General features: G+C 65.4%; 1 protein-coding gene. It reads left to right on the top strand.

What is annotated here, in order from left to right:
* A partial coding sequence (locus tag ACRDUX_RS09775; protein ID WP_526413341.1) for a discoidin domain-containing protein occupies positions 1-2,052 on the top strand: 2,052 nt, incomplete at both ends.

Here is a 2,052-nt window from a genome sequence, read left to right as displayed (position 1 = left end):
CCCCAACGGTACCCGCTCGCTCTACGTGAACGGCGCGCTCGCCACAGGCCCCGTGGCCGGCGCCGCGCAGGCCGCGGACGGCCCCGCGCAGCTCGAAATCGCCCAGACCGACGTGAGCGACGAATGGCTCGGCGGCAACATCGACGAGACGCGCGTCTACCTCGGCATCGTGCCGCAGTCCGAGATCCAAAAACTCCTGGTCCCGCCGATCCTCTACGCCTCCTCGACCTTCACGCACAACGGCACAGCAGTGCCTCTGCTCCTCGAGCCCTCGGCCGCTCCGGTGACCGAGTCCCGCCGCCAGGGCGGCAACCTCCAGATCCGCGTGGTCTTCTCCTCAGCGGTCACGGGCATCACGCCGACCCTGCAGCAGCAGGATAGCGCCGCAGCCGGCAATGGCACCATCAGCTCTTCCAGCTACGAGGGCGGTGGCACCAGCGGCAAGGCCTTCGTGGTGAACCTCACCGGCGTCGCCGATGCCCAGAAGCTCAAGCTCCACCTCGCGGGCGTCCGCACCCCGGCAAACGTCGGCTCGTCCGTCTACGTCGCGGATCTCGATGTGCCCTTCAACGTCCTCAATGGCGACGTGAATGGCGACCACATCGTCAGCGGACTCGATTCCCGCATCGTGGCTGGCAAGCCCAGCGGCGCCGTGAACACCTCCAACGCCGCGCTCGACCTTAACTTCGACGGCGCTGTGACCGGCGCCGACAAGACGATCGCTGACGGCCTTGTCGGAAGCAACGTGGGCCCGCAGCTCACGACGAACGTCGCGCTCTTTCCGACCGCGACCCCCGACGCCTCATCCACGAATGGCGGCATGATTGGAAAACTTGCCTTCGACGATCTCGGGATCAATCAGACCCGCTGGCAGAGTCAGCAGAATGGCGTGGACACGACCAACGAATATCTGAGTGTTGATCTCGGCGGTCTGTGCAACGTCACCTCGATCACGACGATCTGGGAAGACGCCAAGTCCAGTAGCTTCACCCTGGAAGGCAAGATCAACGCAGGCGACGGCTGGCAAAATATTGCCACCCCGGTCACGAACAACACCGCCGGCGGCAACGTGACCACGAACTACCCGACGTTCGCGAACACCCAGGTGCGGTATGTGCGCTTGCACAGCACGCTCCGCTCGGGCGGCTACGGGCCTTCGCTCTGGGAACTCAAGGTCATGGGCACGGAAGCAGGCGGCGGCAGCCCGACTCCGACGCCGACGCCTACTCCGACACCCACCCCAACGCCGACTCCAACGCCGACCCCAACGCCTACGCCGACACCTACTCCCACGCCAACCCCGACCCCAACACCCAGCCCGACGCCGAGTGGCGACGTGAACCTGGCGATTGGCGCCAGCCCGAGCGGCACGGTGGAAAACGGAGGCACGCCGCTCGTCGGAGCGATAGACGGGAACATTGATTCCAGGTGGTCCTCGACCTACGCCGGATTGACGGACGCCCAGGCGGACGCTCAGGACTACGTGGTCAACCTCGGACAGGTCTGCACGATCCACTCGGTGGTGCTGTTCTGGGAGGATGCACGAGGCAAGGACTACTCGATTGACGTCAGCACGAACGGCACCGATTGGACGCCGCTCGGAGCGACTTCGAGTGTGACCAACAACTCCACCTCCGGAAAGACCAGCCCCTTGACCTACGCGGCGACGGCAGGCACGACGGCCCAATACGTCCGCATGCACGGCATCGATCGCTTCACGGGCTACGGTTACTCGCTCTGGGAATTCCAGATCTGGGGCACCGTCGGCGCGGGCAATCCGACCCCAACGCCAACTCCGACCCCAACGCCCACACCAACTCCGACTCCAACACCCACACCAACCCCGACGCCGACGCCGACACCCACACCAGGCCCTGATGTGAATCTCTCGATCGGCGCCAGCCCGAGCGGCACGGTGGAAAACGGAGGCACGCCGCTCGTCGGAGCGAGAGACGGAAACATTGATTCCAGGTGGTCCTCGACCTACGCCGGATTGACGGACGCCCAGGCGGACGCTCAGGACTACGTGGTCAACCTCGGACAGGTCTGCAC

The sequence above is a fragment of the Mycobacterium sp. genome (assembly GCF_050701675.1).
Lineage (GTDB): Bacteria > Actinomycetota > Actinomycetes > Mycobacteriales > Mycobacteriaceae > Mycobacterium.
The sequence above is the reverse complement of the archived record's forward strand: the minus strand, read 5'-3'. Positions and strand labels throughout refer to the sequence as shown.